Annotated in this window: 9 protein-coding genes and 1 pseudogene; 7 read left to right on the forward strand and 3 right to left on the reverse strand. The window is 65.5% G+C overall.

Annotated elements, in window-relative coordinates; genetic code table 11:
• The coding region (locus tag ACZY0B_RS26435; protein ID WP_463767204.1) for a hypothetical protein at window positions 1–78 on the forward strand (78 nt) is incomplete at its 5' end.
• Between the two features lie 58 nt (window positions 79–136).
• On the opposite strand, the gene ACZY0B_RS26440 is transcribed toward ACZY0B_RS26435, so the two are convergent.
• Complete coding sequence (locus ACZY0B_RS26440; RefSeq protein ID WP_463767197.1) at window positions 137–478, reverse strand: STAS domain-containing protein; 342 nt, start codon at window positions 476–478, stop codon at window positions 137–139.
• Window positions 479–829: 351 nt separating this feature from the next.
• Between ACZY0B_RS26440 and ACZY0B_RS26445 the strand changes: the two genes are divergently transcribed.
• The 6 genes and pseudogenes from ACZY0B_RS26445 to ACZY0B_RS26470 form a co-directional block, all read left to right on the forward strand.
• Window positions 830–1,675: a GAF and ANTAR domain-containing protein gene (locus tag ACZY0B_RS26445; protein WP_463767198.1), complete on the forward strand. Its 846-nt coding sequence runs from the start codon at window positions 830–832 to the stop codon at window positions 1,673–1,675.
• Window positions 1,676–1,785: 110 nt separating this feature from the next.
• Complete coding sequence (locus ACZY0B_RS26450; protein ID WP_463767199.1) at window positions 1,786–2,382, forward strand: hypothetical protein; 597 nt, start codon at window positions 1,786–1,788, stop codon at window positions 2,380–2,382.
• Window positions 2,383–2,593: 211 nt separating this feature from the next.
• Complete coding sequence (locus ACZY0B_RS26455) at window positions 2,594–3,697, forward strand: glycosyltransferase (RefSeq protein ID WP_463767205.1); 1,104 nt, start codon at window positions 2,594–2,596, stop codon at window positions 3,695–3,697.
• Window positions 3,694–4,716: a glycosyltransferase gene (locus tag ACZY0B_RS26460; RefSeq protein WP_463767200.1), complete on the forward strand. Its 1,023-nt coding sequence runs from the start codon at window positions 3,694–3,696 to the stop codon at window positions 4,714–4,716. Before ACZY0B_RS26455 ends, ACZY0B_RS26460 begins: the two co-directional genes overlap by 4 nt.
• Window positions 4,713–5,027, forward strand: a complete 315-nt coding sequence (locus ACZY0B_RS26465; RefSeq protein WP_463767201.1) for a hypothetical protein — start codon at window positions 4,713–4,715, stop codon at window positions 5,025–5,027. Before ACZY0B_RS26460 ends, ACZY0B_RS26465 begins: the two co-directional genes overlap by 4 nt.
• Window positions 4,984–5,133 (forward strand): annotated as a pseudogene (locus ACZY0B_RS26470) (fatty acid desaturase); the annotation flags it as partial. The gene ACZY0B_RS26465 and the pseudogene ACZY0B_RS26470, both read left to right, overlap by 44 nt.
• A 69-nt stretch (window positions 5,134–5,202) precedes the next feature.
• Here the strand turns inward: ACZY0B_RS26470 and ACZY0B_RS26475 are convergent.
• Window positions 5,203–5,910, reverse strand: a complete 708-nt coding sequence (locus tag ACZY0B_RS26475) for a sensor histidine kinase (RefSeq protein ID WP_463767202.1) — start codon at window positions 5,908–5,910, stop codon at window positions 5,203–5,205.
• 217 nt (window positions 5,911–6,127) lie between these two features.
• A complete protein-coding gene (locus ACZY0B_RS26480; RefSeq protein ID WP_463767203.1) occupies window positions 6,128–6,400 on the reverse strand; it encodes a CDGP domain-containing protein in 273 nt (90 codons plus the stop codon).
• Window positions 6,401–6,437: the final 37 nt, after the last annotated feature.

The raw sequence follows: 6,437 nt of genomic DNA on the forward strand, positions 1-6,437 counted from the left end.
GCGTTCATTCCGTTCGACGAGCGGCTGGCGCTCATCGACGAGGTGATCAAGCCGCGGTATGCGGTGCTGATCGGTTAGCTGCCAGTATCGATGTGCTAAAGCGGTTGTGCCACAACAGTAGACATCTTGGGTTTGGTTATTCGCGGTGGTCCGAATCGGACGCCGATCCCCTCAGGCGCGCCAGCACCGCACTGACTGTATCGGCGGCTGGCAGCAAGCCGTCCGGGTCGCAGATCCGTAGCATCAGGGATACCGCCGCACCCGGTACCAACGCCCACTCTATTCCAGCTCGCGCGCAGCTCACCGAGATTCTGTGCAGCGCCGAGAAACCCGCGGCACCAAAGAATTTCAGCCGGGTCAGATCAAGGATCAGTCCGCGGCAACGCACCAGACGGGCGAGTGCATACTCGGTGAGGGTATGTGCGTTCATACTGTCGATGTCGCCGTGGGCACTGACGATGACCACCGACGACTTCACCCATTGAGTGTCCAATCGGGCTAATTGACCCTTGCCCGGCTTGGAGGATATGGCATCGCCCGGCAGAGCGGACGAGTGTAACAATCCGTCGGGCATGGCGATCCAGTGGCGCGGACGATCACCGGAATGTCAGGGCTCGGAGCAACGCTCCTTGGGTTGAGCAGCGTACGGCTGAAACCCGTCCCGGACCAGCTGAGATTCTCAGCGTTCACGACGCTACACCGGTCGGACGTTGCGCGCCGGTGTCAGCCCTCATGTCCAAGTCGGGGAACCACCCAGCCGACCTCACCCTAAGATCCAGCCGACTTCGCCCTAAGATGGAGTAATTTGGTAGCAGGTGCGCCCCGGATTATGAAGCAGGTACCGGCAATGGTGGAGTTCACCGAGGACGCTGATAACCCCCCGCTGGGGTCGCGGACATCGGCGCAGCTCAGTGCCGACGACGCCGATTTGCGGGTGGGGATCGGCAATCTCGCGGGTCTGGTCGCCGATCATCGGCACTTGCCCGAGTTGCTGGCGGAGGTGGCGGCGTTCGCTGTGCGCGCGATACCGGGCGCCGACGGCGCTGGAGTGACGTTGCTGAATGTCGACCGGGTGGACAACATGGTCGCGGCCTTGGCGGCCAGCGCTCCCTTTGTCGCCGAGATTGACGAAATCCAGTACGTGACCCTCAATGAGGGGCCCTGCATCACCGCGGCGCTGGAACGTCGCACGGTGCGCTCCGGGTCGTTGGGCGGGGAGAAGATGTGGCCGCGGTTCGGCCCGCGAGTGGGCAGGATGGGGGTGCACAGCGCACTGTCGCTACCGCTGTTGCTGCCCGATCGGGTGGTCGGCGCGATCAACGTATATGCCTACGGCAAAGACGTCTTCGATGAGCACGCCGCTGAATTGGGGGAGTTGTTCGCCAAACCAGCGGCTGTCGCTGTGCACAACGCGCAGATCCTCGCGGACGCGCTTGCCCTGACTGTCCAATTGCAGACCGCGTTGTCCACCCGCCCGGTGATCGATCAAGCGATCGGAATCATCCGCGGACGCACCGGGCGCAGCGCCGAGGACGCGTTCACCCAGCTGCAGGCGATGAGCCAATCTCAGCACCGCAAATTGGCCGATGTGGCCCAACACATTGTCGACGAAGCCGTGCGCCGCGCCCGCGCCCGCGCCCGACCCGAGCCGGATAGCTCAGCCGGCGTACCGTGACAAGCGGGGAAGCAGTTACGGGATCGGTCCTGACCCGCGTCTCGAGAATCCTCACCGCGCACAGCGACTAGCCATGCGCGGCGCCGGCAGGTTCGATCACGCTCGGGAGCGTGCAGCGGAGCAGTCCTCTTGTGGAGATCGCCGCGGCCTTGGCTGCAGACTTGGGCGTTCTCACCGCGGCTTTGGATGAGCCCGGTGCCGATGTCGCCGATAGTCTGCGCCAGCTCGCGGCGAACACCACCGCTGCAATACCCACCTTCCTGGGGCTGAGCGGGACCGTCGACGGCATTGATCCGCCGTTCACGTTCACCACCTTCGTCGAAGGTGCCGGGGCGGGTGATGTCCGCGCCTCGTTGAGGCTGGCGCTGCCGGGTGACGGTGGGGTCGGTCTCCTTCCGGCCCTGGTTGTCGTCTTGTACGCGGGGTCGCCGGGAACCTTTGTCGATCTCGCGGCGGACCTCGCGTGGCTCAGCGGCCGGCCCTACAGTGACTTCGTCCTCGATCAGCACCTGCTCGCCCCTCTCGAAAGGGGCTCCACGACAAGCCTTTTCGAGGTATCAGTCATCAATCAAGCCATCGGTGCCCTCATCGGCCAGGGCTACACACCCGAGCAAGCCGAGCGGCACCTCACGGCTGAGGGTGCCGCCGCCGGTATCAGTCGGCACGCCGTCGGCCTGCGCATTCTGGCTGGGCTCAACGCGCGTTAGCCGCGCATCGGGTGTAACCTCAGCAGGGCTGGGAATCCAGCCGGTCCGGAATGAAATCAGCTGTCCGCCGCTGATCTTGCAGAGCAACAGCTCGCGCCGGACACGCCGGTGATAACCGTCCGTCGGGATCACCTTGAGCACTCTATCCACCCTTGAAACATCGAATGCCGATCTTGTCGGGCAACGCCGTTGCAGCCCCGCGAGTTTCGGCATTCTCAGTACCTATCCACCGACACCGTGCGGACTGGCGACATTCAGCGCGGCCTTATCGGAAGGGTTACGCGCGAATGGCTCGGACGTCAGCGTCGTGCGGGTGGTCGACGGTTCGTCGTCTTCTGACGCTCGGGTAATCGGAGAGCTGATCAACGGTTCCGCGACATCCGTGGCTGCAACCTCCGAATTGTTGAACGCGAGCGACATCGCGGTCGTGCAGCACGAGTACGGCATCTACGGCGGAGTCGACGGAGACGAAGTGGTGGACATCATCGGCGCGCTGCACATTCCGTCGATCGTGGTCGCCCACACGGTCCTCAAAGACCCTACCCCGCACCAGCGTTCGGTGCTCGAGGCGATCGCGGCGATGGCGGCTCAGGTGGTTGTCATGTCGGAGGCGGCCAGTCAACGCCTGTGTCTCGGCTTCGACGTCGATCCCCGGAAAGTCACCACGATCGCGCACGGCGCGACCGTCCCCAGGCAGATCGCCCCGCCGGCACGGTCGGACACGCCGACATTGTTGACGTGGGGCCTGCTGGGGCCGGGAAAGGGCATCGAGCGGGTCATCGACGCGATGACTTCGCTGCGCGACCTCCCGGTCCGGCCGCGCTACCTGATTGCCGGCCGGACGCACCCGAAGGTTCTCGCCGCCGATGGCGAGGCATACCGCAACGCCCGTGCCGAACAGGCGCGGCTCGGTGGCGTGGCGGACTCGGTGTCCTTCGATGCCAGCTACCGCGATGTGTCATCGTTGACGGCGCTCGTCCAGTCCTCCGCCGTCGTTGTGCTGCCCTACGACTCCACGGATCAGGTCACCTCGGGTGTTTTGGTCGACGCCATCGCGAGCGGCCGGCCGGTCGTCGCCACCGCCTTTCCGCACGCCATCGAGCTGCTCGCCAGCGGGGCGGGGATCGTCGTCGGCCACGACGACCCGGGTGCGCTGACGTCGGCCCTGCTTCGGCTCCTGACCGAGCCGCACCTCGCCGCGGCCATGGCCGCGGAGGCAGCGCGATTGGCCCCACAGATGGCGTGGCCCATCGTGGCCAGTGCCTATCTGGATCTGGCACAGCGCCTTCTCGCCGAGCGTCCGGCGCTGGTATGACCGCCACCGTGCCGGCCCCGAAATTCGACCACCTGTTACGGATGACAGACCGCCGCGGCACGTTCGAGCATGCCCGTTTCGCCGAACCCCGGCCTGAGCACGGCTACTGCACCGACGACATGGCCCGAGTTCTCGTCGTCGCCACCCGAGAGCCCAACGCTGATGGGGAAGTCAACGGCCTTGCGCGCGTAGCCATGCAGTTCCTGAACGAGGCGCAGTCCAACGCGGGGACTTGCCGAAACCGAATGGACTACAGGGGCGCCTGGCAGGATGAGCCCTCCCTGGAGGACTGCTGGGGCCGCTGCATCTGGGGACTGGGAACCGCCGCCGCGCATAGCGATGTCGGTCTGGTTCGTCGGCTGGCCGTCATCCAGTTCCAGCGCGCCGCCAAGGTGCGATCGCCGTGGCCCCGGGCGATGGCGTTCGCGGCGTTGGGCGCGGCCGAACTGCTCTTCATCGATCCCGGGCACGGTGCCGCGCGCCAACTCCTCACCGACTACGCGGACATCGTGGCCAAACCGAACGGCAACCCGGCCTGGCCATGGCCCGAGCCGAGACTCACCTACGCGAATGCTGTTCTCCCCGAAGCGATGATCGCCGCCGGCGTTGCGCTCGACGATTCGACACTGCTGCATCAGGGCTTGGATCTGTTGGGTTGGCTGGTTGAATACGAAACGGCGGGGGGCCACCTCTCGCCCACTCCCGCCGCGGGCCGCGGGCCGGACGACCTTCGGCCCGCGTTCGATCAGCAGCCGATCGAGGTGTCCACCCTCGCCGACGCGTGTGCGCGCGCCGCCCTCGTTGACGCCAGTTCGATCTGGCCCGACGGGGTCCTCGCCGCCGCGGCCTGGTTCATGGGTGTCAACGACGCGCGCCAGCTCATGTGGGACCCTGAGACCGGCGCTGGATTCGATGGCCTGCGCGCCGATGGGGTGAACCGCAACCAGGGCGCGGAGTCGACTCTGGCACTGCTCTCGACGATGCAGCACGCTCGGCGCTTCTCGACTGTGCGGCAATGACTTCCGTGCAGGCGGGGCTCGTCACGCGCAGCCCCCAGCGGCTCGCGGCCAACCCGTCGCGGGTCATCACCCGACTCTTCGTGCCAGGACAGGAAGGTTTCGAGCACCAGGAGTCCCGAGCGGGAGCGGTGCTGTCGCGGATCCTGACCCTGGACGAAGAGCAGGTGCGGTCATCGCTAGACGACGTCGTCATCCGCTTCGACGGACGTCACCGCGATCTTGCCGGCACCTTCCGTCGGCACGCCCGTGAACTCGCCGATCGGCTGGATGCCGGACCGCTTCTTGCGCGACACCGCGGACGACGCTCCTGAGACCCGCAGCGAGCGGATGTTCGCTGATCTGGGGCCCGGTTTCGGGGGGACCGATCCAGCAACAGGGCGCCGCCGCGGGCTCAAGACAGCGATCGCAGCGGTCCGCCGATGGCGTTGGGGCCCTGCGCGGTGCCGACCGGCTAGCCCGGCGCCGGTTCACTGGGGTGGCGTGAGATCAATGGCAGCTGAGCAACGGTGCGGTCCAGTTCACTTCCGTGCCGCCTCCTGGTGGTGTTGTGAGATGGCAGTTCCCGCCGATCTGTTCGGCGCGGGATTTGATGTTGGCCAGTCCGTTGCGGCGCACGTTGTCGGTGCTGATTGCGCAACCATCGTCGGTCACCGTGACATCTAGTACCTCGGCAACGGTCACCGCAACGGTCAATTGTGTTGCCCCAGAATGTCGGACGGCGTAATTGACCGCTTCCAGAATGGCCAACTCGGCGTGTGCGGCCAAGTCGTCGCCGATCACGCTCATTGGCCCGCACATCCGTAGTGTCGTGGCGATATCGCGGTTTTCGGTCAGGTCTGCGACTCCGGCCCGAATCCGCTGTGGAAAGCCGATCCGCTGTGTGCCGGTGACGTGCAATTCGAAGACAGTGGTGCGTATGTCCTCGATCACGGTCTGCAGGTCGGTGACCGACCGGTTCAGCCGAGCGGTGATCTCGCTCGATCGGGACCGGGCGATGGTGCCCTGCAGATCCAAACCGATAGCGAAGATCTGCTGAATCACATGGTCGTTGAGGTCATGTGCGATCCGCTCACGGTCGGCCAGCACAGTCAGATGGCGGGCGTGTTCTAGGACTCTGCCCGGCTCCAGTGCCACTGCGGCATGGTCGAGGAAGTCGGTCCTGAGGGTGACATCTTCGGCTCGAAAGGGGTTCATGATGTCCCCGTATGCGGTTGTCTGCAGTGTGTGTTCGGCACGAGCGACTGCTCAGTGAGGGAAGCGGCGAAGCGGCTGGCCTCATTCCGGACTGGCTGGAATCCTCAGCAACGTTCACGCTACACCTCGCGGCTGTGGTCTGACATGGCGTGTTGGTCCGACTTAAGAAGCGTCGTAAGCGACGACACCTGTCGAGGCGCTCGGCTAGCGCCGCGGCTCAATCGTCGATGTGCGCCGGTGGGTCAGCGAGACCGCCAGCGCCCACCACATCGCAGCTCCTCTCGGGCACTAAGAAGGAACTGGCGCCGTTGACCACCAAGTTGCGAGATACCACGCAACGTTGCCACGTGCCGTCAGGCTGGACGGGCCCGTCGCACTTGCTGATAACGGGTCCGCCGTACAGGCAGCCGGCGCCGGCCGGCGGCGCTGCGGTGATCAGCCCTGCGGCCATCAGCACAGCAGCCAGTCCTCCGACGATGCAGCGCTTCATGGTTTCCTCCCGCCGGGGTGGCGAATGTATTTACCCT

It is taken from the genome of Mycobacterium sp. IDUB_19 (assembly GCF_055419445.1).